Source organism: Actinoplanes sp. NPDC049118 (genome assembly GCF_040648555.1).
In the GTDB taxonomy this organism is placed as follows: Bacteria; Actinomycetota; Actinomycetes; order Mycobacteriales; family Micromonosporaceae; genus Actinoplanes.
In genome coordinates this window covers 202,163-225,613 of sequence record NZ_JBEZDY010000009.1, presented here as the reverse complement: position 1 = coordinate 225,613, position 23,451 = coordinate 202,163, and the positions used below count along the sequence as shown (strand labels likewise).

At 72.7% G+C, this 23,451-nt stretch carries 23 protein-coding genes and 1 pseudogene; 7 read left to right on the top strand and 17 right to left on the bottom strand.

Features of this window, described 5'->3' with window-relative positions; genetic code table 11:
- Positions 1-19 precede the first annotated feature (19 nt).
- Genes AB0B58_RS16540 through AB0B58_RS16515 form a run of 6 tightly spaced genes read right to left on the bottom strand, consistent with a single transcriptional unit; the run spans position 20 to position 6,039 of the window.
- Entirely contained in the window at positions 20-1,978 is a 1,959-nt protein-coding gene (locus AB0B58_RS16540; RefSeq protein WP_360224049.1) for an ABC transporter ATP-binding protein, read from the bottom strand.
- Between the two features lie 55 nt (positions 1,979-2,033).
- Complete coding sequence (locus AB0B58_RS16535) at positions 2,034-3,770, bottom strand: ABC transporter ATP-binding protein (RefSeq protein ID WP_360224047.1); 1,737 nt, start codon at positions 3,768-3,770, stop codon at positions 2,034-2,036.
- 3 nt (positions 3,771-3,773) lie between these two features.
- Positions 3,774-4,451 (bottom strand): TetR/AcrR family transcriptional regulator, encoded by a 678-nt coding sequence (locus AB0B58_RS16530; protein ID WP_360224045.1) that lies wholly within the window; start codon positions 4,449-4,451, stop codon positions 3,774-3,776.
- 45 nt (positions 4,452-4,496) lie between these two features.
- Positions 4,497-5,258, bottom strand: a complete 762-nt coding sequence (locus AB0B58_RS16525) for an alpha/beta fold hydrolase (RefSeq protein ID WP_360224043.1) — start codon at positions 5,256-5,258, stop codon at positions 4,497-4,499.
- A gap of 11 nt (positions 5,259-5,269) precedes the next feature.
- Positions 5,270-5,698, bottom strand: a complete 429-nt coding sequence (locus AB0B58_RS16520; RefSeq protein WP_360224041.1) for an SRPBCC domain-containing protein — start codon at positions 5,696-5,698, stop codon at positions 5,270-5,272.
- Positions 5,695-6,039, bottom strand: a complete 345-nt coding sequence (locus AB0B58_RS16515) for a metalloregulator ArsR/SmtB family transcription factor (RefSeq protein ID WP_360224039.1) — start codon at positions 6,037-6,039, stop codon at positions 5,695-5,697. Before AB0B58_RS16515 ends, AB0B58_RS16520 begins: the two co-directional genes overlap by 4 nt.
- Before the next feature lie 142 nt (positions 6,040-6,181).
- Between AB0B58_RS16515 and AB0B58_RS16510 the strand changes: the two genes are divergently transcribed.
- Together AB0B58_RS16510 and AB0B58_RS16505 are read left to right on the top strand one after the other, a co-directional pair.
- Entirely contained in the window at positions 6,182-6,688 is a 507-nt protein-coding gene (locus AB0B58_RS16510) for a DinB family protein (RefSeq protein ID WP_360224037.1), read from the top strand.
- 69 nt (positions 6,689-6,757) lie between these two features.
- Positions 6,758-6,928, top strand: a complete 171-nt coding sequence (locus AB0B58_RS16505) for a hypothetical protein (RefSeq protein WP_360224035.1) — start codon at positions 6,758-6,760, stop codon at positions 6,926-6,928.
- A gap of 17 nt (positions 6,929-6,945) precedes the next feature.
- On the opposite strand, the gene AB0B58_RS16500 is transcribed toward AB0B58_RS16505, so the two are convergent.
- Complete coding sequence (locus tag AB0B58_RS16500) at positions 6,946-7,224, bottom strand: YggT family protein (protein WP_360224033.1); 279 nt, start codon at positions 7,222-7,224, stop codon at positions 6,946-6,948.
- Between the two features lie 170 nt (positions 7,225-7,394).
- Here AB0B58_RS16500 and AB0B58_RS16495 point away from each other — a divergent pair, with 170 nt between their 5' ends.
- Positions 7,395-7,949, top strand: coding sequence for a GNAT family protein (locus AB0B58_RS16495; protein WP_360224031.1), 555 nt, complete (start codon positions 7,395-7,397; stop codon positions 7,947-7,949).
- Here AB0B58_RS16495 and AB0B58_RS16490 read toward each other — a convergent pair.
- The 6 genes from AB0B58_RS16490 to AB0B58_RS16465 all read right to left on the bottom strand — a co-directional run bounded on the left by AB0B58_RS16490 (position 7,912) and on the right by AB0B58_RS16465 (position 13,153).
- On the bottom strand, positions 7,912-8,613 hold the full coding sequence (locus tag AB0B58_RS16490) for a DUF2306 domain-containing protein (protein WP_360224029.1): 702 nt from the start codon (positions 8,611-8,613) through the stop codon (positions 7,912-7,914). The genes AB0B58_RS16495 and AB0B58_RS16490 overlap by 38 nt on opposite strands.
- 111 nt (positions 8,614-8,724) lie before the next feature.
- Positions 8,725-9,378, bottom strand: a complete 654-nt coding sequence (locus AB0B58_RS16485) for a response regulator transcription factor (RefSeq protein WP_360224027.1) — start codon at positions 9,376-9,378, stop codon at positions 8,725-8,727.
- Complete coding sequence (locus AB0B58_RS16480; protein ID WP_360224025.1) at positions 9,375-10,523, bottom strand: sensor histidine kinase; 1,149 nt, start codon at positions 10,521-10,523, stop codon at positions 9,375-9,377. Before AB0B58_RS16480 ends, AB0B58_RS16485 begins: the two co-directional genes overlap by 4 nt.
- Positions 10,524-10,598: 75 nt before the next feature.
- On the bottom strand, positions 10,599-11,621 hold the full coding sequence (locus AB0B58_RS16475) for a zinc-dependent alcohol dehydrogenase family protein (RefSeq protein ID WP_360224023.1): 1,023 nt from the start codon (positions 11,619-11,621) through the stop codon (positions 10,599-10,601).
- The gene (locus AB0B58_RS16470; RefSeq protein ID WP_360224021.1) at positions 11,590-12,492 is read right to left on the bottom strand and encodes a hypothetical protein; all 903 of its coding nucleotides are present in this window, start codon (positions 12,490-12,492) and stop codon (positions 11,590-11,592) included. The genes AB0B58_RS16475 and AB0B58_RS16470 overlap by 32 nt, the downstream gene beginning before the upstream one ends.
- A gap of 82 nt (positions 12,493-12,574) precedes the next feature.
- Positions 12,575-13,153 carry a DUF1684 domain-containing protein gene (locus tag AB0B58_RS16465; protein WP_360224019.1) on the bottom strand — a complete coding sequence of 193 codons (579 nt, stop codon included), beginning with the start codon at positions 13,151-13,153 and terminating at the stop codon, positions 12,575-12,577.
- Positions 13,154-13,283: 130 nt separating this feature from the next.
- Here AB0B58_RS16465 and AB0B58_RS16460 point away from each other — a divergent pair, with 130 nt between their 5' ends.
- Entirely contained in the window at positions 13,284-16,937 is a 3,654-nt protein-coding gene (locus AB0B58_RS16460) for a family 78 glycoside hydrolase catalytic domain (protein WP_360224017.1), read from the top strand.
- Positions 16,938-16,995: 58 nt separating this feature from the next.
- Here the strand turns inward: AB0B58_RS16460 and AB0B58_RS16455 are convergent, their stop codons facing one another.
- Genes AB0B58_RS16455 through AB0B58_RS16445 form a run of 3 tightly spaced genes read right to left on the bottom strand, consistent with a single transcriptional unit; the run spans position 16,996 to position 19,287 of the window.
- Positions 16,996-18,075, bottom strand: a complete 1,080-nt coding sequence (locus AB0B58_RS16455; RefSeq protein WP_360224015.1) for an ABC transporter ATP-binding protein — start codon at positions 18,073-18,075, stop codon at positions 16,996-16,998.
- A complete protein-coding gene (locus AB0B58_RS16450; protein ID WP_360224237.1) occupies positions 18,057-18,848 on the bottom strand; it encodes an ABC transporter permease in 792 nt (263 codons plus the stop codon). Before AB0B58_RS16450 ends, AB0B58_RS16455 begins: the two co-directional genes overlap by 19 nt.
- A 40-nt stretch (positions 18,849-18,888) precedes the next feature.
- Positions 18,889-19,287 carry a TOBE domain-containing protein gene (locus AB0B58_RS16445; RefSeq protein WP_360224014.1) on the bottom strand — a complete coding sequence of 133 codons (399 nt, stop codon included), beginning with the start codon at positions 19,285-19,287 and terminating at the stop codon, positions 18,889-18,891.
- A 436-nt stretch (positions 19,288-19,723) separates the two neighbouring features.
- Here AB0B58_RS16445 and AB0B58_RS16440 point away from each other — a divergent pair, with 436 nt between their 5' ends.
- Together AB0B58_RS16440 and AB0B58_RS16435 are read left to right on the top strand one after the other, a co-directional pair.
- Positions 19,724-20,725 (top strand): hypothetical protein, encoded by a 1,002-nt coding sequence (locus AB0B58_RS16440; protein WP_360224012.1) that lies wholly within the window; start codon positions 19,724-19,726, stop codon positions 20,723-20,725.
- 263 nt (positions 20,726-20,988) lie between these two features.
- Positions 20,989-21,879 carry a siderophore-interacting protein gene (locus AB0B58_RS16435; protein ID WP_360224010.1) on the top strand — a complete coding sequence of 297 codons (891 nt, stop codon included), beginning with the start codon at positions 20,989-20,991 and terminating at the stop codon, positions 21,877-21,879.
- 58 nt (positions 21,880-21,937) lie between these two features.
- Here the strand turns inward: AB0B58_RS16435 and AB0B58_RS16430 are convergent, their stop codons facing one another.
- The gene (locus tag AB0B58_RS16430) at positions 21,938-22,882 is read right to left on the bottom strand and encodes an aminoglycoside phosphotransferase family protein (protein WP_360224008.1); all 945 of its coding nucleotides are present in this window, start codon (positions 22,880-22,882) and stop codon (positions 21,938-21,940) included.
- Positions 22,883-22,927: 45 nt separating this feature from the next.
- On the opposite strand from AB0B58_RS16430, the pseudogene AB0B58_RS16425 reads away from it, so the two are divergent.
- Positions 22,928-23,323, top strand: a pseudogene (locus AB0B58_RS16425) (IS701 family transposase); the annotation flags it as partial.
- Positions 23,324-23,451 lie beyond the last annotated feature (128 nt).

The following is a 23,451-nucleotide window of genomic DNA, read 5'->3' as shown; positions in this document are numbered from 1 at the left end:
GCTGTCCGAGGTCTACCCGTCAGTCCACCTCGACCGCGGCCTGCGCGAACTGCGCGGAGTACAGCCGGGCGTAGGCGCCGTCCGCCGCGATCAGGTCGTCGTGGGTGCCCTGCTCGACGATCGTCCCCGACTCCATCACCAGGATCACGTCCGCGTCCCGGATCGTCGACAGCCGGTGCGCGATCACGAACGACGTCCGGCCCACCCGCAGCGTGTTCATCGCCCGCTGGATCAGTACCTCGGTACGGGTGTCCACCGAGCTCGTGGCCTCGTCCAGGATCAGGATGCTCGGCTCCGCGAGGAACGCCCGGGCGATCGTGATCAGCTGCTTCTCGCCCGCCGACACGTTCGAACCCTCGTCGTCGATGACCGTGTCCATGCCGTCCGGCAGCGAGCGCACGAAGCGGTCCACGTGCGCCGCCTCCGCGGCCGCCGCCACGGACTCCGGCGTGGGGTCGTCGGCACCGTACGCGATGTTGTCGTAGATCGTGCCCCCGAACAGCCAGGTGTCCTGCAGCACCATGCCCATGTGCTCGCGCAGCTCCTCGCGGGGCATCTCCGCGATGGCCACCCCGTCCAGGGTGATCCGCCCGGCCGTCGCGTCGTAGAAGCGCATCAGCAGGTTGACAAGCGTCGTCTTGCCCGCGCCGGTCGGACCCACGATGGCCACCGTCTGGCCCGGCTCCACCGCCAGCGACAGGCCGTCGATCAGCGGCTTGTCCGGCAGGTACCGGAAGGACACGTTCTCGAACGCGACCCGTCCCCGCACGGGCGCGGTGCGCGGCGACCCGGCCGGATCCGCGGACTGCTCCGGCGCGTCCAGCAGCGCGAACACCCGCTCGGCCGACGCCACCCCCGACTGCACCAGGTTGGCCATGCTCGCGACCTGGGTCAGCGGCTGACTGAACTGCCGCGAGTACTGGATGAAGGCCTGCACGTCGCCGAGCGACAGCGAGCCCGACGCCACCCGCAGGCCGCCGACGACGGCGACCAGCACGTAGTTGACGTTGCTGATGAACATCATCGCCGGCTGGATCAGCCCCGAGATGAACTGCGCGCGGAAGCTCGACGCGTACAGCCGGTCGTTGTGGGTCCGGAAGGTCTCGGCCGCCTCGCCCTGCCGGCCGAAGACCTTGACCAGCGAGTGGCCGGTGAACATCTCCTCGATGTGGCCGTTCAGCTTGCCGGTCGTCGCCCACTGCGCGACGAACTGAGGCTGCGACCGCTTGCCGATCGCGGTCGTGACGAGCACCGACAGCGGCACGGTGACCAGCGCGATGATCGCCAGCAGCGGCGAGATCCAGAACATCATCGCCAGGACGCCCACGATCGTCAGTAGGGCCGTGACCAGCTGGGCGAAGGTCTGCTGCAGCGTCTGTGCGATGTTGTCGGTGTCGTTGGTCGCCCTGCTCAGCACCTCGCCGCGGGGCTGCTGGTCGAAGTAGGACAGCGGCAGCCGGGCCAGCTTCGCCTCGACCTGTTCGCGCAGCCGGAACACCGCCGCCTGCACGACCGTCGCGGTCAGCCGCCCCTGTAGCACCCCGAACACCCAGGCGGCCAGGTAGATCGCCAGCACCCAGAGCAGCACGTGCCCGAGCCGGGTGAAGTCGATGCCCTGGCCGGGGACGAAGTCCATCGAGGCGAGCATGTCGGCCTGGTTGGTGTCGCCCTGCGCGCGCAGCTGGGCGACGATGTCCGCCTGGCTCTGGTCCGCGGGCAGCGGCTTGCCGATGAAGCCGGCGAAGATGATGTCGGTGGCGTGGCCGAGCAGGCGCGGCCCGATCACCGACAGGGTCACGCTGGCGATGCCGAGCAGCAGCACCAGCCCGACCAGCACCCGGTGCGGGCGCAGCATGCCCAGCAGGCGCTTGGTGGAGCCCTTGAAGTCCTGCAACTTCTCGGCCGGCATGCCGGCGGCCATCATCCGGCCCGGCCCGGCCATCGGCGGCCCGGCCGGTCCGCGTGCGGGCGCGGTCATGCCGCGCCTCCGATGCGTTCTCTCCCGGCCCTGCGCTTCGCTGCGGTGCGGTCGATCACGCGGCTGCCTCCTGCTCGGTGAGCTGCGACAAGACGATCTCCCGGTAGGTGGGGTTCGTGTCCATGAGTTCGGTGTGGGTTCCGGTGCCGACCACCAGGCCCTCGTCGAGCACGACGATCCGGTCGGCCTCGCGGATCGTGCTGACCCGCTGCGCGACGATGACCACCGTCGCGTCCGCGATGTGCTGGGTCAGCGCGGCGCGCAGCGCCGCGTCGGTGGCGTAGTCGAGCGCCGAGAACGAGTCGTCGAAGAGGTAGATCTCCGGGCGGTGCACGAGCAGCCGGGCGATCGCGAGCCGCTGCCGCTGGCCGCCGGAGACGTTCGTGCCGCCCTGTGCGATCGGCGCCTCCAGGCCGCCGTCCATCCGCTCGACGAAGTCGCGCGCCTGCGCGATCTCGAGCGCGGCCCACAACTCCGCGTCCGTCGCGTCCGGGTTGCCGTACCGCAGGTTCGAGGCGACCGTGCCGCTGAACAGGTAGGGCTTCTGCGGCACCAGGCCGACCGTCTTCGCCAGCAGCGCCGGGTCGAGCGCGCGGACGTCAACGCCGTCGACCAGCACGCTGCCGCCGGTCGCGTCGAACAGCCGGGGTACGAGATTGAGCAGCGTGGTCTTGCCGGCACCCGTGCTGCCGATGACCGCGGTGATCTCGCCCGGCCGGGCCGACAGGTTGATCCGGGAGAGCACGGGCGCCTCGGCGCCCGGGTAGCGGAAGTCGACGTCCCGCAGTTCCAGGAAGCCGTGCCGGCTGAGCTCGCGCACCGGCTCCGGATCGATCTCGACGCTCGACGGCGTGTCCAGCACCTCCTCGATCCGTTCGGCGCAGACCTCGGCTCGGGGGATCATCACGAACATGAACGTCGCCATCATGATCGCCATCAGGATCTGCATGAGATAGCTGAGGAACGCGGTCAGCGCGCCGATCTGCATGCTGTCGTCGGCGATGCGGTGCCCGCCGAACCACAACACGGCCACGCTGGAGATGTTCACCAGCAGCATCACGGTCGGGAACATCAGCGCCATCAGCCGGCCGACGCGCAGCGAGACGTCGGTGAGTTCGTCGTTGGCGACGGTGTACCGGGCCCGCTCGCGGTCGTCGCGCACGAAGGCGCGGATCACCCGGATGCCGGTGATCTGCTCGCGCATCACCTGGTTGACCTTGTCGATGCGCACCTGCATGATCCGGAAAAGCGGCCGCATCCGGACGATGATCAGCGCGACCACGGCGACGAGCGCGGGCACGATCACGAGCAGCAGGGACGACAGCGGCACGTCCTGGCGCAGCGCGAGCAGGATGCCGCCGACGCACATGATCGGCGCGGCGACCATCAACAGGAACGTCATCAGGACCAGCATCTGTACCTGCTGGACGTCGTTGGTGGTCCGGGTGATCAGCGACGGCGCCCCGAACTGCTCGACCTCGCGGGCCGAGTAGGAGAGCACCTTGGCGAAGATGCCGGCCCGGATGTCGCGGCCGACGGCCATGGCGGTCCGCGCGCCGAAGTAGACCGCCGCGATCTGCGCGGCGATCTGGACCAGCGAGACGCCGAGCATCTCCACGCCGACCCGCATCACGTAGCCGGTGTCGCCGGGCACGACGCCGTTGTCGATGATGTCGGCGTTCATGGCGGGCAGGTAGAGGGTGGCGAGCGTGGCGACGAACTGGAAGAGCACGACCAGAAGGATCGACCTCCCGTACGGCCGCAGCTGCGCACGTAGGAGTCGGACAAGCACCGTTCAGGCACCCCCGTGAGTGTGGTCTTGGTGTGCGGCGATCAGCGGGACCGCCGGCGGATCGTGGCCGGCCGGGATGACCAGCAGCCCGTCGAGCAGCAGCGAGACGATCTCCCCGCCGTCGAAGCGCCGCGGGTCGCCGAACGGACCGAACGTGTTGGCTCCGCAGAAGAGCAGGAGCAGCCGGGCGACGGCGCCGGGGGAGCGGCGCAGCAGGCCGGCGTCGGGCTCGATGACCGCGGTGAGGGCCTCGAGCAGCGACTGGCGGGACCGGGCCATCCGCTCGGCCGCCTCCGGAGGGGCATCGGACGCGAGCATGAGAACGCGTGCGGCCGACATGAGGTGCGCGTTGCCGGTGAACCGCTCGTTGATCAGCGTGGCGGCGGCGGTCAGCCGGTCACGCAGGCCGGTGCCGGGGTCGATCGCGGCCAGGGCGTCGAGGGTCGGCCGCGGGTCGAGCGCCTGCCCGAGCGCCGCGATGATCAGCGAGTTCTTGTCGCTGAAGACGCCGAAGATGGTGCCCTCGGCGACGCCGGCGGCCTGGGCGATCTGCCGCGTGCTGACATCGAGGCCGTGCTCGTGCAGCAGCGGAACGGTGGCGGCGATGAGTGCCGCCCGCCGATCCTCGGGGGCCATGGCGGGCACCCGGCGGCGCCGCTCGGCCTGCTCTGGGGAGTTCACACGGCGACAGTACTGAGCGAGCACTCACTCAGCCACTGATTTTTGTCACGCCTTCGCGAAGAACCCCTCCAGCGCCGCCGCGAGGGCCTCGGGCCGCACGTCGTGGGTCTCGCCGTCGAGCTCGCGGTGCCCGGCGGTCGCGAACGCGTCCGCGGTGGCCCGCGCGGCGGCCCGCAGGCCCTCGGGGCTGGCGCCGCCCGAGAGCACCAGCATTCCCGCGGTGATCTCCAGCTCCTTCGGCACCTCGCCGTCGCCGAGCAGCTCGTCGTCGTACGCGAGGGTCGGCGCGATCGCCTCCAGGGCCGCGAAGCCCGGCCCGCTCCGCATGCCCGCCACGACCGGCGCGGGGATGCCGACGTAGGTCATGAACAGCGCCACGGCGTCGCCGTTTCGGCCGGCGTCGAGCAATTTCCGCAGCTCGGCGCTGTATTCGGGCGAGCCGTGCAGGAACGGCGGCTCGTACAGCGCGATCCCGGCCACGCCCGGGTCGGCCGCCGCGGTGGCCAGGGCGAGGGCGCCGCCCGAGGACATCGCGTAGAGGTAGGCGGTGCCGCCGGCGGCGGCGATGAGCGCCCGCAGGTCCTCGACCTCGCGGGCGACCGCGTAAGGCTTCGTGTCCGAGCTTTCCCCGCGGCCGCGCCGGTCGTAGGCGTAGACCGTGAAGCTCTCCCGCAGCAGGGCGGCCAGCGGTCGCATGGGACCCGCGGCGCGGTGGCACATCGCGCCGTCGATGAGGATGAGCGCCGGCCCGTCGCCGGCGCGCTCGTACGCGATCCGGGTGCCGTCTCCGGAGGTGATCGTGGGCATCGCGGTGCTCCCTAGGCTAGGCCGGCCACGTATTTCGCGCAGCGGTCGAGGCTGGTGACGAAGCCCGCCTGCGCCTGCGGGCTGAGGTAGGCGGCCGGCACGTTGCGCTGCCGGGTGACGACCTCGGTGTGACCGTCACCCAGGTCGACGAAGGTGATCGTGGTGCGCATGCCGCCGTCGACCCACACCAGCAGGTCCGGCCGGCTGACCTCGACGTAGACCGCGCGCATCGTGTAGGTGCCGCCGTCGGCGTCGTTGACCATCGTGGTCTCGAAGGCGCCGCCCGGGCGCAGGTCGACGACGATGTTCGCGATCGGTGTCGTCGTGCCCTCGGGGCCCCAGAAGTGGGTGAGATGCTCGGGCCGGGTCATGCAGTCGAAGAGCAGCTCGGGTGAGCCCCGGTGCACGCGCCGGAAGACGAGCTCGCCGGTCTCGGTCATCGGGGTTTCTCCTCCACTCGCAGAGCGGCCAGGTGCTGCTCGAGTCGGTCGTGACGGTCGGCCCAGATCTGCCGGTGCTCGGCGACCCAGTCGACCGCGGCGTCGAGGCGCACGGTCTCCAGGACGCAGGGGCGCGACTGGGCGGTCCGGGTCCGCGAGATGAGGCGGGCGTGTTCCAGGACCTTGAGGTGCTTGGAGACCGCCTGCTGGCTCATGGCGAACGGCTCGGCGAGCTGGTTGACGGTCGCGTCGCCGCGGGCGAGCCGCGCCAGGATCGCCCGCCGGGTGGGATCGGCGAGCGCGGCGAACACCAGGCTCAGTTCATCCTCGGCGACGGGCATGGGACGACCCTATCCACAACTAGACAGTTGCACAACCAAACAGTTGTATGCGTCACCCTGTGTCATCGTGGTGGCCGGGATCGCGGCGCCGCGCGGCGTCGTCGCCTCCGCCCGGGGGCGGCCCGGAACATTCGAGGATGCCGTGACAGACGATCGGATCGGACCGCCCCTGCTCGGCGGGGAACGCGAGACAGTGCGCGCGTTCCTCGACTACCACCGGGCCACACTGGCGATGAAGTGCGCGGGGCTGTCCGACGAGGAGCTGCGGCGGCGCTCGATGCCGCCGTCGACGCTGACGCTGCTCGGCCTGGTGCGGCACATGGCCGAGGTCGAGCGGACCTGGTTCCGCCGGGTGATCGCCGGCGAGGACATCCCGCTGCTCTGGTCGGGCGAGGGCGACTACCAGGCCGCGTACGACGCCTCGGGGTCCACCCGCGCGGAGGCGTTCGCCGCGTGGCATGCGGAGGTCGAGCACGCGCGCCGCATCGAGCGGGAGGCGGAGTCACTCGACGTGACGGGATACCAGGCGCGGTGGGGCGAGAACGTCTCGCTGCGCCTGGTGATGCTGCACCTGATCCACGAGTACGCCCGGCACAACGGCCACGCCGACTTCCTCCGCGAGGGCATCGACGGCACCGTCGGCGCCTGACGGCTTTCCGCCGCGCCGGGAATCCCCGGGGTCCTCGGCTGGGCCCGTCGGTCGGGCAGACTGAAAGCCATGGTGCTGCCAGGTCCCGACCCGGACAACTACCCGCCGATCGATCCGAACGAGCCGGTACCCGACGACCCGGGCGAGCTCTCCCCGGACACCCCGGAGACGCTGCCGCCGCCCCCGGTGGAACCGATGCCGGGCCCGGACGACCCGGGCAACGTCCCCGAACCGGCCTAGGTGTGGGGCGGGGTGGGTCAGCCGATCAGGTAGCGGATGATCACGATCGCCAGGAACACCACGATGAACGCCAGGTCGATGGCGACGCCCCCCATTCGCAGCGGAGGCAGGACGCGGCGGACCGGCGCGAGCAGCGGTTCGGTGACCGCGTGCACGCCGGCCGTCAGCCGCGACCGGACGGACCCGTACGCGGCGGGTCCGGCGAGCGCCACGCTCCAGTCGAGCACCGCACGGGCGATCAGCAACACCTGCACCAGCAGCAGCACCAGGCTCACGATGGCCAGGACCAGACCCATGAAGACCTCCAGAGTCGAACGGGGCGCTACTAACTATGCGGCCTTCGGATGTGAATTGGCTGGGTGACGGCTGCAAGTACGCCTGAGCGCGCCGCCGGGTCCCGGGGTACGCGGGGGAGATCGGTGCGCGGGGCCCGGCCCGACGGCCGAATCTCGATAGGCTGCCGGTCATGTTCGCTATTGATCTTGGTGAAGGCGCCGAACTGCGCCCGCTGGAGCCGTGGCAGGGGCCCGAGTTCCTCGCACACATGGACCGCGCGCGGGAAAGCGTCGACCCGTGGATCCCGTGGGCGGGCGTGAGCACCGACCTGACGACCGCGTCCGCCACTCTGCAGCGCTACGCCGACATGATGGCCCGCGACGCCGGCCGGCTCTACGGCATCTGGCTCGGCGGCACGCTGGTCGGCGGCACGATGTTCGTCGACTTCAACGTCGAGGGCGGCAACTGCGAGATCGGCTGCTGGCTGGAGCCGGCGGGCACCGGCCGTGGCCTGATCACCAAGGCGGTGGCCCGGCTGATCGACTGGGCGATCGTGGAGCGCGGCATCTACCGCGTGCAGTGGCACTGCCGCCCGGACAACACGGCGAGCGCGAACGTCGCCCGCCGGCTGGGCATGCGGGTCGACGGCGTGCTGCGCGGGGAGTACCTCTACAAGGGGGTCCGCTACGACACCGAGGTCTGGTCGCTCATCGCCCCGGACTGGCCCCCGCTGTCCCACCGGTGAGGACCGGGCGCGCCCGCCGCGCCCTCGCCGCGGCGGGCCTGCGGATGATCCACTCGGCCACCACGATGTTGATCAACCAGCCGGCGCCCATCAGCATCGACCGGCCGAAGGCGCCCGGCTCGCCGACCGTCAGCATCCACGGCATGAGGGTCAGCACCTGGGTGCCCGCGCCCAAGCCGATGGCGTAACCGCGGATCATCCAGGCGCGGTGCCGGACGATGTCGCGGCGCAGGATCGCCCGCAAGCTGATGACGATCGCCGCGGCCATGACCGCGCCGAGGACCAGCCGCTCGATGCCGAGGATGCCGAAACGCGCGCCGTCGTGCTCGGGCAGCGGGTAGAAGAGGGTCATCCAGATGCCCGAGAGCGCCGCCGCCAGTCCACAGGGGACCAGCACCCGCCCCGTGATGCGGTGCCATCCGGGCCGGCGGCGCCGGAAGCCGCGGTGGAACTGGAAGGCACCGAGGACGCAGAACAGCGTCGCGCCGATGATGTGCGCCACCACGGGCGCCGGTGCCTCGACGAAGCGCGCGGTGTCCGGCGTGCTCTGCGCGCCCGCGGCCAGGCCAGCCACGCGGGAGGCGCCGGCCACGACCGGCACGGCGCTGAGCAGGAGCAGCCCCGCGGTCGAGAGCCGGGCGGTCCAGGTTGGGGAGATCGTCATGGCTTCGATCGTGCCGATCGGGGCGGCACCGGCTCATCGGAAATCAGGCCGGGGCCGGCTCGTACCGAGGTACGGCACGCGAGCCGTACTTTCGGCGCCGGGCGGCGAGACTCAGCGACGGACGCGGTTGGTCTCGTAGGCCCACATGGCGATCTCGACGCGGTTGCGTGCCGGAATCTTCGTCATCAGGCTGGTGATGTGCGTCTTCACGGTGCTGAGCGTGATGAAGAGCTCCGCGGCGATCTCGTTGTTGGTCCGCCCGCTCGCCACCGCGGCGAGCACCTGCTCCTCGCGGTCGGTCAGCGGATCGACGGGCTGCACCGTGCCGGCCGGGCCGCCCGCGGCGAAGGTCTTGAGCAGCCGCGCGGTCACGCTCGGCGCGATCAGCGCGTCCCCCTCGGCGGCGGCGTGCATCGCCTGGGCGAGCATGGCGGTGCCGGCGTCCTTGAGCAGGAAACCGCGGGCGCCGGCGCGCAGCGCGGCGTAGACGTACTCGTCGAGGTCGAAGGTCGTGATGACCACCACGGCGAGCGGATCCCGCACCTCGGGTCCGGCCAGCGCGCGGGTGGCCTCGATGCCGTCGAGGCCGGGCATCCGGATGTCGAAGAGGCACACGTCGGGGCGGAGGTGCCGGGCCAGCTCGACGGCGCGGTGCCCGTTGGCGGCCTCGCCGACGACCTGGATGTCCGGCTGCGAGTTGAGGATCATCGTGAGGCCGGTGCGGACGATCTCCTGATCGTCGGCGACCACCACCCGGACCGTCACGCGGCGCCAACCTTCGGCGTGCCCTCGCCGCGGGGAAGCACCGCGGTCACGGTCCAGCCGCGGCCGGGCGCGGGGCCGGCGTCGCAGGTGCCGCCGAGCAGGACGGCGCGCTCGCTCATGCCGATCAGCCCGTACCCGGCGGACGGTGTGCCGGTGCCGGGCTCGCCGTCGTCGCTCACCTGCAGGCGTATCGAATCGGGGTCCGCCGAGACGCGGACCTGGATCCGGGTCGCGTGCCGCGCGTGCCGCCGGGCGTTGGTGACCGACTCCTGGGCGAGCCGGAAGATCGCGGAGCCGATCGCCGGGGGAATGTCGTCGAGGTCGCCGGCGATGCCGACGTCCACGGCCGGGCCGGAGCGGGCGCGGCCGGCGAGGCTCTCCAGGTCGGCGATGCGCGGGCCGGGCGCGAGCTCGGCCGGCTCGTCCCGGCGCAGGATCCGGACCATGCCGCGCATCTCGGCGAGGGCCCGGGACGCCTCGGCCTCGATCACCCGGAGCGCGTCGGTCGCGGCGTCCGGATGCGACGCGGCGGTGGCGAGGCCGGCCTGCGCCCGGATCGCCATCGCCGACACGTGGTGCGCGACGGTGTCGTGCAGGTCCCGGGCCAGCCGCTCGCGTTCGAGCAGCCGGGCGCCCTCGAGCTCGCGGAGCCGGGCCCGGGCCCGGTAGCGCAGGGCCACGCCCGGCGCGATCGCCGACGACGTCACCACGAACCCGGAGAGCATGTCGCCCAGGCTGAGCTCCCCGACGGCCGCGGCCACGCCGATCTTGCCGGACACGATGGCCAGGCCGAGCAGGATCGCGCGCCCGGATCCCCACCGGATCAGGGCATATAGCAAGATCAAGACAAAGGCGACGGTGTACGTCTTCAGCTCGGTGCCGCCCATCACCAGCGGCGCGAGTCCCGTGACACCGAAGGCGATCGCGAGCATCGGCAGCGGCCGGGTGCGCCGCCACAGCAGGGTCGGCACCACGGCGACGACGATCACGACCGACAGCACCCGCCACGGCAGGCCGGGCCGGAGCACGCCCTCGATCACCGCGAGGGGCACGAGCGCGCCGACGAGCGCCCAGTCCCGCCACACCCGCGCCGGCGGATGCGGGGGAGCGGGTTCGTCCCATACGGAGCGTAGAAGTTCGTGCACCTGCTGATGGTACGAGAGCGGCATCCCCGCCAGATCGACCCAAAGTACGAGGCGAAATGCCAGGTACCGGCCGGGTCAGGGCACGATGACCCGGATGCCCGGCGGAACCGGGCCGTCCATCGTCGCCAGCGCCGCCGGTGCGGCCTCCAGGGTGAGCTCTCCGGTGATCAGTTCCGCGGGGCGCAGCCGGCCGGACTCCACCAGGGGCAGCAGCCCGGCATACGCGTGCGCCGGCATCCCATGGCTGCCCAGGATCTCCAGCTCGTGCGCGACCACCAGGTCCATCGGCACGCTTCCGCGCCCGGTCGCGGCCGGCAACAGCCCGACCTGGACGTGCCGGCCCCGCCGCCGCAGCCCCTCGATCGACGCCGTCAGCGTGGCCTGGCTGCCCAGCGCGTCGATGGAGACGTGCGCGCCGCCCCCGGTGACCTCCCGGAGCTCGGCGGCCCGCGCGGCGTCGAGCGTCACCGCGGCGCCGCACCTCGCGGCCAGCTCCAGGGCGGCGGCGGACACGTCGATCGCGACCACCCGGGCGCCCGCCGCAGCCGCGATCATCACCGCTGAGAGGCCGACGCCGCCGCAGCCGTGCACCGCCACCCACTCGCCGGCGCGGACCCGGCCCTGGTGCGCCACCGCCCGGAACGAGGTGGCGAACCGGCAGCCCAGCACGGCCGCCGTGCGGAAGTCGAGGTCGCCCAGGCGGACGAGGTTGGTCATGGCGTGCGGCACCACGACGAGTTCGGCGAACGAGCCCCAGTCGGTGAAGCCGGGTTGCCGCTGCCGGTGGCACACCTGCTGGTCGCCGGTGCGGCAGGCCGGGCACGTGCCGCAGGCGCAGACGAACGGCGCGGTCACCCGGTCGCCCGGGCGCCAGCCCTCGACGCCCGGCCCGACCGCGGCGATCACCCCCGCGAACTCGTGGCCCGGCACGTGCGGCAGGCGGATGTCCGGATCGTGGCCGCGCCAGCCGTGCCAGTCGCTGCGGCACAGCCCCGTCGCCCGCACGGCGACCACGACGCCGCCCTCCGGTGGCTCCGGGTCGGGCAGGTCACGGACCCGGGGCAGTTCACCGAACCGTTCGTAGCTCACCGCGCGCATCCGCCGATGGTGCCAGGCGGCCGTACGAGGTGAGGGTCCGCAGCGCGGCCAGGGTGACGACGCCGCGCCATTCGAGGCGGGAGGCGGCGCTCGGCGGCTCCCAGGTGATCGGCCAGCCGCCGTCCGCCTCCTGTGCCCGGGCGAGGTGGTCGAGGTGCCCGTCGATCTGCGCCTCGGTGAACAGCGAGCGCCAGCGCGAGTCCGCGAACGGCGCCACGGTCAGCGGCGTCAGCCCGTAGCCCTCGGCCGCGGGATCCAGGTGGAACATCGCCGAGGAGGTCAGCCGCTCGACCACGGCCGCGGCATGCCGCCCGGCGCGGTCGGCGTCGCCGACGTGCTCCAGGAACGCCAGGACCTCGGCGAGCGCGTGCACCTCGTCGGGCAGCGGGCCGGACTCGAGGGCACGCCAGCAGTACCGGGTGGCCTCGTCGCGCCACGGGTGCGCGAAACCGATCCGGTGCAGCAGGCCGGCCAGCCCGGCGGTCGGGTTCAGGCCCGGCGCGTAGGTCCAGTCGGACCAGTGCTCGGCGCGCGGGTACGCCTCGATGACGTCGCAGGCCAGCGCGACGGCGCCGCCGACCGAGTTGCGGCCCAGGAAGTCGCAGGCCCGGCGCAGCAGCTCCGGGTCGTCGGCCTCGGCCGACGCGTACGCCTGCAGCGCGATCTCGACGTCGATCGGCAGGCTGGCGGGGCAGCGCTTGTCCGGTTCGAGCCCGTGCCCGAAACCGCCGTCGTCGTTCTGGTAGCCGCGCAGGGCGGCGACGACGCCGGCCGGGGACTCGCCGAGGAACAGCGTCGCGAAGAGGCGCTGCTCCAGCAGGCGGGCCTCGGACCGCAGGAACCGCACCGCGGCGGAGAAGGATTCGCTCATGGCCTCAGGCTAGGAACTCCGGCACCCCGCCGTCTTGAAGGAATCGGACGGCACCGCGACCGCTGATCTGGAACGTTGCAATTCAGCGGTAGCGGAGCTCACCCGCGTGCACGGGTACGTCCAGGCGGTTCTCCGGTGGCGCGAGCGGGCACAGCCACCGGTCGTCGTACGCGCAGCTCGGGTTGTAGAGGTAGTTGAAGTCCAGCCGGACCCGGGTCGGCGACAGCATCTCCACGCCGCGGCCGTGCGTGCCCTTCACCGTGTCCGTCAGGTACCGGCCGCCGCCGTACGACTGGTTGCCGCAGGTCGTGTCGCGCACCGGCAGGAAGAGCCCGCCGCCGTACGCGGCCAGCCACCACAGGGACAGCTCGCCCCACGGGGTGTCCAGGATGCCGACACGGTCGTAGCGGCAGACGCCGTCCGGGCCGGCCGTGTCGATCTCGATCTCGCCCGGCGCCTCCCGCAGGGTCACCTCGGCGATGAACTCCTCGCTCGGAGGGAAGTAGCGGATGCCCGTGAAGTCGTCCAGGCGCGGGATCGGCGACTGCGGGTGGCTCGAGAAGAGCCGGTCGCGCCGGTCGCGGAAGTCGGCGAGGTCGGTCGCGGTCAGGTAGATGCGGGCCACCGCGGCGCGGTAGTCGGCGAGTTGGAGTGCCTGCACAACGATCACCGTATCCCGCGGGCCTTGAGTGGATCTTGCAGTTCGTCCTACAGTCATAAGGGCCAGACATTGAAACGTTTAAATGCCTGGATCCCCGCCCCGCGCACCTCCCCCCACCGAGGAGAACCGCATGGCCCCGTCCGTACCCCCTGCTGCCCGGAAACACGTCCGGCGGGTAGTCGTCCTGGCTACCTCGGTCGTCACCGCCCTCGTCACCGTCGGCAATCCGGCGAGCGCCGCACCGCCGCCCCAGCGGCAGGCCCTGGTGACGACCCCGGTCAGCCTCGCCGCCGCGCACTGGATCTGGTATCCCGAGGGCGACCCCGTGCAGAGCGCCCCGGCCGCCACCCGCTACCTGCGCCGCACGTTCACCGCGCCGGCCGGCCCGTACACCGACGCCCAGCTCGTCGTCGCCGGCGACGACACCGTCGACGTCTGGCTCAACGGCACCTACCTGGCCGGCTCGCCCCGCGTCGCCGACGCCTGGAAGCAGGCCCGGTACGTCGACCTGGCCGCGGCGCTGCGGCCCGGCGCCAACACCCTCCAGATCGCCGCGCGCAACACCAGCGCCGGGCCGGCCGGCGTCCTCGGCCGCGTCCGCGTCGCCGCCCCCGCCGGCACGGTCGACCTCGTCACCGACGGCTCCTGGCAGGCCGCGAACTCCGTGCCCGAGAGCTGGGCCGCGGCCCTGGACCTCGGCGCGTACGGCGCCGGGCCCTGGCGCCAGGACGTCGCCGCCGCCGACAACGCCGCCGCCTCGCCGGTGACGCCCGCCGGCCTGACCACCGAGCGCCGCACGGACCCGGTCGGCATCGACGCGCGCAGGCCGCGCTTCGGCTGGCGGCTGGTCGCCACCGCCAACGGCCAGGTACAGGGCCGCTACCAGGTCGCCGTGGGCACCACGCCGGGCGGCGCGGACGTCTGGGACAGCGGCGAGGTCGCGTCGGCGGCCAGCGTCGACGTCGCGTACGGCGGACCCGCGCTGGCCAGCAACCGGACCTACCACTGGCGGGTGCGGGTCTGGGACGCGCAGGGCCGGCCCAGCCCGTGGAGCCCGTCGGCCCGCTTCGACACCGGGTACCTCGACCCGGGCACCGAGTGGCAGGCCGGCTTCATCGGCGCACCCGGCGGCGCGAGCCTCGCCGGCGCCGAGTGGATCTGGTACCCCGAGGGAGACCCGGCGAGCACCGCACCGGCCGCCGAGCGGTTCTTCCGCCGCACCTTCGACCTGGCGGCCACCGGCAAGGCGACGCTCGTCGTCACCGGCGACGACACCGCCGACGTCTGGCTCAACGGCGCGCGGGTGAGCTCCTCGCGGCGGGTCACCGACGCCTGGAAGCGCGCCACCACTGTGGACGTCTCCGCGCAGGTGCGCACCGGCGCGAACACGATCGCCGTCGCCGCGGTTAACACGAGCGCCGGCCCGGCCGGCATGATCGCGAAGCTGACCGTCGGCACGACGACCGTGGCCACCGGCGGCGCGTGGAAGGCGGCACAGAGCGCGCCGTCGGGCTGGCAGCAGCCGGGCTTCGACGACGGCGCCTGGCCCGCCGCCCGGGCGACGGCCGCGTACGGCTCGGGCCCGTGGGGCACGCAGGTCACGGTGCCCAACCCCACGCCGTACCTGAGCAAGGGTTTCACCGTCGGGAAGCCGGTCGCGCGCGCCCGGCTCTTCGCCACCGCGCTGGGGCTGCACGACACCTACCTCAACGGCGCGAAGGTCGGCGCCGAGCGGCTGGCACCGGGCTGGACCGACTACAACAAGCGCCTGCAGTACCGCGGCTACGACGTGACGGCGGGCATCAAGCAGGGCGCCAACACGCTCGGCGCCCTCCTCGGCAACGGCTGGTACGCGGGCAACATCGGCTTCGCCGGCAGCCAGCGGTACGGAACCTCGCCGTGGTACTCCGCGCAGCTCGCCATCGAGTACACCGACGGGACGCGTGCCGACATCCGTACCGACGGCTCGTGGTCCGCGGCACCCAGCGTGATCGTCGCCGACGACCTGTACCACGGCGAGGATCAGGACGCCCGGATCTCGTCCGAGGCCGGCACGGCAGTGACGGTACGGACCGCCGCGAAGCCGCGGCTGGTCGCGCAGGTGGACCCCGGCGTGACCGTGCGGCAGGAGCTGCGGCCGAGGTCGATCACGCAGCCCCGGCCCGGGGTGTGGATCGCCGACCTGGGGCAGAACTTCGCGGGCTGGAACCGGCTGCGGGCGACCGGGCCGGCCGGCACCCGCATCACGCTGCGGCACGGCGAGATCCTGAACGCCGACGGCACCCTGTACACCGCGAATCTGCGCGCCGCGCAGGCCACCGACACGTTCACGCTCGCCGGCACCGGCGCGACGGAGGTCTTCGAGCCGCACTTCACCGTGCACGGCTACCGCTACGTCGAGCTGACCGGCTTCCCGGGCACGCCGACCGCGGACAGCCTCACCGGGCTCGCGGCCTGGACCGACGGCGCCGAGACCGGCACCTTCAGCAGCAGCGACGCGCTCGTCAACCAGCTGCAGCACAACATCGTCTGGGGCGCGCGCTCGAACATGCTGTCGATACCGACCGACTGCCCGCAGCGCGACGAGCGGCTCGGCTGGACCGGGGACATCGCCGCCTTCGGGGCGACGTCGACGTTCAACTTCGACACGCACGGGCTGCTCGCCAAGTTCGCCGACGACCTGGTGGACGCGCAGCGCGCCGACGGGGCGTTCACCGACGTCGCGCCGGCCGTCATCGACGGCGCGGGCAAGGCTGGCTGGGCTGACGCCGGCGTCATCGTGCCGTACACGATCTGGCAGCGCTACGGCGACCTGTCCGTCGTGGACCGCAACTTCGCGGCAATGGCCAGGTATGTCGACTACCTCCGGTCGACCTCGGGCGCGGACCTGATCCGCAACCACGAGACCTTCGGCGACTGGCTCAACGTCGATGACAACACCGCCAACGACCTGACCAGCACGGCGTTCTTCGGCTGGTCGGCCCGGCTGCTCTCGCGGATGGCCGCGGCGACCGGGCGTACGGCCGAGGCCGGCAGGTACGGGACGCTCGCGGACCAGATCGCGGCCGCCTTCGCCGGCCGGTTCGTCGCCGCCGACGGGACCGTGTCCGGCAACAGCCAGACCGGGTACGTGCTCGCGCTCGCGTTCGGCCTCGTGCCGGCGAACCGCACGCAGGCGGTCGCGGACCGGCTCGCCGCCAAGGTCGCGTCGCGCGGCGGTCACCTCTCCGTCGGCTTCATGGGCGTGGAGAACCTCCTGCCGGTGCTCGCCGAGCACGGGCACGCGGCCACCGCGTACCAGATCCTGCAGCAGCCGGACTACCCCGGCTGGGGCTACATGAACTCGCGCGGCGCGACCACGATCTGGGAGCGCTGGGACGGGATCAGGACGGACGGCACGCTGCAGGACGTCGGCATGAACTCGTTCAACCACTACGGCCTCGGCTCCGTGGGCGACTGGCTCTACCGCACGGTCGGCGGCGTCGGCCCGGCCGCACCGGGCTACAAGCAGGTGCTGATCGCCCCGAAACCCGGCGGCACGCTCACGGCCGCGACCGCGTCGCTGCTCACCGCGTACGGGCAGACGCGCTCGGAGTGGACCCGCGCCGGCTCCACGCTGACGCTGAGGGTCGTGGTGCCGCCGAACGCGACGGCCACCGTACGGGTGCCGGCCTCCTCCGCCGCGGCGGTGACCCCGCCGGCGGAGGCGGTGCCGCAGGGCTACGCGAACGGCGTCGCGTCCTACGCCCTCGCGTCGGGCAGCTACACGTTCACCGCCGGCTGAGCCCGGCCCGGGGCCCGGCCGTCGCGTTCGGCGGCCGGGCCCCGTCCCCGGTTCCGGCTCAGGCCGGGTAGCTCGTCGCCTCCGTGGCCTTGAGGCTGGCCCAGACCTGCCGTCCGGGTTCCAGCCCAAGCTGCGCGGCGGCGCCCTGGGTGACGTCGGCCGCCGCCGTTATCGGCCCGGTCAGCTCGATCCGGACCGCGTCCCCGTGGCGGGACACCGCGGCGACCGTCGCCCGCCACGTGTTGCGCGGGCTTCCGTCGGGCCGCGCGGCGTACAGCGCCACCGCGGCGGGCGGGAACGCCACGAACACGTCGCCCCGCTGCGGCGACGCCGTGGTCAGGGCGAAGTCGTCGGTGAGCCGGACCAGGTCGCCGTCGGCGTGGCCGCGGTAGAGGTTGAGCCCCACCAGCCGGGCCACGTAGTCGGTGCGCGGACGCGAGGTGATCGTGGCCGCGTCGCCGGTCTGCACCACCCGGCCCTCCTCCAGGATGACGAGCCGGTCGGCGAGCATCATCGCGTCCAGCGGGTCGTGGGTGACCAGCACGGTCGGGCCGCGGTGCCCGCTCAGGTGCCCACGCAGATGGGCCCGCGTGTCGAGGCGGGTCCGGGCGTCCAGCGCGGCGAGCGGCTCGTCCAGCAGAAGCAGCTGGGGGTCGGTCGCCAGCGCCCGGGCCAGCGCGACCCGTTGCGCCTGGCCGCCGGAGAGCTGCCGGGGCTTCTTGCGGGCATGTTCGGCGAGGCCGACGCGGTCGAGCAGCTCCGCGGCCCGCGCCCGGGCGGCGCCCCGCTGCACCCCGCGGCAGCGCGGCCCGAAGGCGACGTTCTCCAGCGCCGACAGGTGCGGGAAGAGCAGATAGTCCTGGAAGACCACGCCGATGCGCCGCTGCTCGGGCGGAACGAACCGCCGGGTCGAGGCGTCGTCCAGCCGCCGCCCGTCGAGCAGGATCCGCCCGTCGTCGAGGGCGATCAGCCCGGCCAGCGCGCGCAGCGCGGTCGTCTTGCCGGCACCGTTCGGGCCGAGCAGCGCGACGACCTCGCCGGCGTCCGCGGAGAGCGCCGCGTCGAGGGTGAATCCGGGTCGCCGGACGACCAGGTGGGCGTCGAGACCCGCCGGCCCGTTCACGCCGCGCCCAGCCATCGGTCGCGCAACGCGACCAGGATCCCCACCGAGACCACGAGCAGCACGAGGCTCAGGACGATCGCCGCGTCCAGGTCCTGCTCCAGTGCCAGGTAGACGGCGAGCGGCATGGTCTGCGTGCGCCCGGGAAAGTTGCCCGCGAAGGTGATCGTCGCGCCGAACTCGCCCAGCGCCCGGGCCCAGCACAGCACCGCGCCGGCCGCGATGCCGGGCCCGATGAGCGGCAGCGTGACCCGGCGGAAAGCCGTCCAACGGCTCGCGCCGAGCGTCGCCGCGGCCTCCTCGTAGCGGGCGTCCGCGCCGCGCAACGCCCCCTCCACGCTGATCACCAGGAACGGCATCGCCACGAACGCCTCGGCCACGACCACGCCGGCCGTGGTGAACGGCAGGCTGAAGCCGAACGTGGCGTCGAGCCAGCCGCCGATCAGGCCGCGCCGGCCGAAGACCAGCAGCAGCGCCACGCCGCCGACGACCGGCGGCAGCACGAGCGGCACGGTCACCAGCGCGCGGAGGAGACGGCGTCCCGGGAAGTCGCTGCGGGCCAGCAGCCAGGCGAGCGGAACGCCGAACAGCAGGCAGGCGACGGTGGCCAGGGTCGCGGTCAGCAGGGACAGCCGCAGCGCCGCCAGCACACCCGGCTCGGTGAGCCGCTGCGGCAGCGTCGACCAGGGCGCCCGGATCAGCAGCCCGGCCAGCGGAAGCACGAGGAACGCGAGCGCGATGAGCGCCGGGATCACCAGGGCCAGCGGTGCCCGCGACGGTGCCCTGCTCAGGGCTTCGGTGACCCTGCGTCGGTGCGCGTCCGCCGTGCCCTCATCTGTCGTCCCCCCGCTCCACGACCACCGTGGTCGACTTGATCACTGCCAGCGCCGTCGAACCGACCTCGAGGCCGAGATCGTCGACGGCCTCGCGGCTCATCAGCGACACCAGCCGGAACGGCCCGGCCTGGATGTCGACCTGCGCCATCACCGAGTCGCGGGCGATCGCGGTGACGATGCCCCGCAGCCGGTTGCGGGCCGACGAGCGGCGAGATCCCGTGTCGGGCTCGTCGGCCAGGGAACGGGCGAAGGCGGCCAGATCCGCGCCGGCCACGCTGCGGTGCCCGTTGTCGTCGCGCTCGGCGGCGAGCCGGCCCGCGTCGATCCAGCGTCGCACGGTGTCCACGCTGACGCCGAGCAGCTCCGCCGCCTCGCCGATCCGGTACGTCGTCACCCGGCCAGCCTAGGACCGCAGATGCGATGACGTCGAGCCGCCTGGCCTCGCATCTGCGTCACAGCCTCGCAGGCCGGTCGCGGCGCGTAGCCCCGCTGTCACCGCTGGGGCGATCCGTGCCGGACCTCGTCTCCCCGGCGCATCGAGGCCGAGCCGGGGCGCCGCTCGCCGGTGTAGCCGGAATGCGCGCCGGTGATCCGGTGCAGCCTGCCACCCGGCGGCGAATCCGCCACCGGACAACTCGGCGGCATCGGCCACATTCGCGCCCAGCGCCGGCGCGATCAGGGCGTCGATCGTGCAGTTGTCGAGGTTGCGTTGGGTCGGACTACGCATGACGCATTGTGCAACCCGCACGCTTACGAAAACCTTAGGGTCCACGAAGGATCGAGCGCCGGCCGATGGTGTCTCGAGCGCCCGGAAGGGTAGACACGCTTGCATGACCGTCAGTGACGAACGGCCGGGACTGGCGGACCCCGACCGGGACCTCACCCCTCGCAACGGCACCGTTCTCCCGGACCACCGCCCGGTGCCTCTGACCCCGCCGGCCGACGCCGACGACCTGCCGCGGTACCTCCATGCCCTGCGCCGGCTCGCCGACGCCGACGACCTGGCGGCCGCGCACTCGGGATGCACCCTCGCCATCGACGTGGCCGGTCGGTACGGCTCGGCGGCCGGCCTGGTGACGGCGTACTCGCAGCGCAGTTCCGTCGCCCGGCGCCTGGGCCGGCTGGCCGAGGCCGCCCGCGACGCGGACGCCGCCGCGGAGCTGCACGCCGTCACCGGCGGTGACCCGTCGGGAGCCGCCGCCGCGCTGCTGATGTCGCGCCGCATCGCCGTGCTGCTCGACCTCGGCGACCTCGAATGCGCCGACGGACTGCTCGCCCCGTCCGGATTCGCCGGCGTGCTGCCGGACGAACCCGAGTTCCTGCTCCTCCGCTACGTCCGCGGCCGCCTGCATGCCGAGGCGTCCCGGCCCGGCGAGGGCCTGGCCGACCTGTACCGGTGCGGCGAGCGCCTCGCCGTGCGGCGCTCCGACCATCCCGGCGTGCTGCCGTGGCGCTCGGCCGCCGCCGCCGTGCTGGCCGGCCTCGGCGCCGGCGAGGCGGCGGAGCGGCTGGTCGCCGAGGAGGTGGCGCTGACCCGGCGGCACGGGCTGGCGTCGGCCCTGGGTCGGGCGCTGCGCATCCAGGGACAGGTGCGGCCCGGCGCCGAGGGCACCTGCTCGGCCGAGGAGTCGATCCGGGTGCTGCGCGGCACGCCGCGGCGCTTCGAACTGGCGATGGCCCTGGTCGACTACGGCGCCCTGCTCAACGCCGCGCGCCGCCGGCCCCAGGCGCGCCGGGTGCTGCGCGACGGGCTGGAACTGGCGCAGGAGTGCGGCTCGCCGGCCCTGGTGGCCCGGGCCCGCGCGCTCTTCGCCGGCCGGACCCGCCCATAGCACCTGATCCGACCAGCCAGCAGGATGTCGCGCGGGTCATGGCGGCCCGCGCCGGGCCCAGCTTCCGCCTCGCCCTGCGGCGCTTCCGCCTCGCCTGCGGTGCCATGGCCCGCGAGAAACCTCTGGGCTGCGGCGTCCCCGTCTCGCGCCGAGGCTCAGGTAAGGGTAGCCTTAGCTAGGTTGCCCCCCATCGAACGGACGGTCATGACTCCATCGCCTCTGGCATGCTCTCCTGGCCCTCGCTTCGCTCGGTGCACCCGGTCATGACCGTGACTGCCCCGGCCGCCGTCCGCGCCACCCGTCCGGCCACCGAGCCATACCTGCCATTCGCGCTGCGGGTCACCAATTCCGTGCGCCTGAGCACCACCTTCGTCCGGGTGACGCTGGCGGGGGAGTCCCTCGTGGACTTCGACTATCACGGCCTCGACCAGCGGATGAGCCTGCTGTTCCTGCCCCCGGGCACCGACTGCGAGGCGTTCGCCCGGGAACCCGACTGGATGGCCGCCTGGCGCTCCGGGCCGCCGTCGTCGTGGGCGCCGCTGCGCGTGTACACGGTGCGCGCCTTCCGGCCGGAAGCGCGGGAGATCGACGTGGACTTCGCGCTGCACGGCGTCGGCAGCCCGGCCTCGCGATGGGCGAGCACGGCCAAGGCGGGCGACGGGATCGTCATGATCAGCGCCGCACCCGGCCACCCGATCACGGACGTCGCCTGGCGCCCGCCCGCGGACGCGAGCCGCCTGCTGCTCGCCGCGGACGAGACGGCCCTGCCGGCCGCCGCGTCGATCCTGGAGGCCCTGCACCGCCCGGCGCGGGCCTTCATCGAGGTGCCGTTCCCCGACGACCGGCTGACCATCGCCGGCCCGGCGGAGATCACCTGGCTGGTCCGCAGCGAGGGCGAGCGGCTCGAGCCGGTCGTCCGCGAGCAACTGGACCGCTCCGCACCCGCCGGCACGCCGGGCGACGTTGTCGAGCAGGAGGACGGCGACGTCTGGGACGTGCCCGAGGAGGCGGCGGGCGGCTTCTACGCCTGGCTGGCCGGCGAGGCGGGAACCGTCGTGTCCCTGCGCCGTCACCTGGTGGCCGAGCGCGGCGTGGACCGACGCGCGGTGGCCTTCATGGGCTACTGGAAGAAGGGCCGCGCCCAACCCAACTAGTACTCCAGCCGGGGATCGTGATCACGCTGGACGAGGGCGTGCCACGGCGTAGTCAACGTCATGGGCGAGACTTGATGACAGCGTTGGCCGTGTATTCCGAGAAGATCTCGCCGAGGATGCGCTGCGCGTTCGCGAATTCCATCGCATCCTCAGGGCCTTCAAGGGTGTCGGGGCACGTGGCGAGGGTTTTCCAGAGTGCCCAGCCACGTCCGCGCGCCCACGTCGCATCATCGACCGCCAGCCGCTTGCGGAATGCCTGCCGGCCCTCGGAGGTCAGCAATGTCCAGGCGATCGCCAGGTCGCAGGCCGGGTCGCCGATGCCGCATGTCCCGAAGTCAATGACGGCCGCCAACTGGCCGTCAGCAAGCAGTAGATTTCCCTGGGCGATGTCGCCATGGAACCAGCGGTCTACGCCGTCCCAGCGGGCGTCGAGTGCCCGCGCCCAGATCTCCCGAACCAGATCGGCATCGACGTGGCCGCCCAACTCCGTGAGCGCATCGTGAACTTTCTTGTCGTAGGTGCGCAGGGTGCCGCCCCGGAACCAGTTGTGAATGCCCGGCTGCGGACCGCCAGCGGTGTCGATGCTCTGCAGGGCCGCTAGGAACTCGGCCAGATCGAGCGCGAATCGCACCGAGTCGGCGATGCGGTCTGCGCTTGCAGGCTCGCCGTCGAGCCATCGGTAGATCGACCAGGGATAGGGGTAGCCCGCACCTGGCTTACCTTTCGCCAGTGGGGCCGGGATGGGAAGCGGCAGCTGACCGGCGAGGGCCGGGAGCCACTGATGTTCCTTGTCGACCGCTAACGCGTACTCGGCAGCGCTGGGTAGACGCACCAGCCGGTCGGGGCCGAGGTGGAAGGTCCAGTTGTCCCAGCCGCCGTTGGCTACCGGCTCAACCACGAAGTCGGCCAATTTCGGGAATTGGCTGGAGACGAGCCGGCGCGCCTGCTCCGCGTCGACGGTGACGCGCTGCGGCACAGGACCGAGATCCGGAATTTCACTCACTGAACCATCCTCGTCCGACTGTGAGCGCGATGTGGTGCATGAGCGGAGGCAGCCTTCTACCGCTGCTGGTCACCGCAACCCGCCGCGCTGCACATGCTGGTCATGGTCGCCGGGCGCCGCTGGAAGGTCGAGGAATCGTTTCAAGTCGCGAAGACCGGACTCGGCCTGGACCAGCACCGTCGCTGGACGTCCTGGCACCGCTCGACCACCCGCGCGATCCTTGCCCACGCCTTCCTTGCCGCCGCCACCGCTCACCACAACCGGCCCGACCCGGCCGGGCCAATTCCGCTGACCGTCAACGAGCTACGCCACCTGTTCAACAAGCTGATCATCGAACCTGCCCGCCGGCACGCCGACCCCCTGCTCTGGTCGATCCGCCGACGCCACCAAGCCCGCGCTATGAGCAGCCACTACGCGCGACAAGCCCTCATCGAGCCGTGATCACAATTCCCGGCTGGAGTACCAGCCACCTCCCGCACTGACCCCTTCCCCTAATTCCGCTGCCGTCGTGGATATCGGCGGGTGAGGGCGCCCAGCGCCTGCCGTAGCGCCCATGCGATGTGACGATC